This is a genomic window from Arthrobacter sp. Y3222053 (genome assembly GCF_059092805.1).
Map to the genome: position 1 here is coordinate 1 of NZ_JBNHIA010000016.1, position 560 is coordinate 560.

A 560-nucleotide genomic window follows, 5' to 3' on the forward strand; every position below is an offset into this window, starting at 1 on the left:
TTTCACTTCCCCGCGTTCCCTCCACGCACCCTATGTGTTCAGGTACGGGTCACCCGGTCGCAACAAAGTCACGCCGGGCGGGGTTTCCCCATTCGGAGATCCTGGGCTCAAACGTCCGGTTATCGACTACCCCAGGCTTATCGCAGATTCCCACGTCCTTCTTCGGCTCCTGATGCCAAGGCATCCACCGTGTGCCCTTAAAAACTTGACCACAAACGATCACAAAAAACAGTTTTTAAGATGCTCGCGTCCACTATGTAGTTCTCAACCAACAACCCCGTCACACCCCGCCACCAACCCCGAACCCCTCACGGGACCCACCAGGGAAAGCGCGGACAGGCGCGCAGGAAAACCTTCAACAAGGCTCCAGGTTCCTTCACGGTCCTGTTGCCTCAGGACCCAACAGTGTGCCAAACGGAAAAACCAGCCCCCGGCAACCAACCGCGTTCCGGAACCCCGAAGGGAACGTACTAACCAGTCGACCACCGGCACAGCCGGCACCTATTCATTGATATTCCACCCTTGAGCACCCACCGGGAAACATATGTTCCCGACATGGG

General features: G+C 57.3%; 1 rRNA gene. It reads right to left on the bottom strand.

The annotated features are described in order from the left end of the window. Nucleotides 1-211: ribosomal RNA gene (locus tag AC5RUW_RS16620) — 23S ribosomal RNA — on the bottom strand; the annotation flags it as partial. Between the last annotated feature and the right edge of the window lie 349 nt (nt 212-560).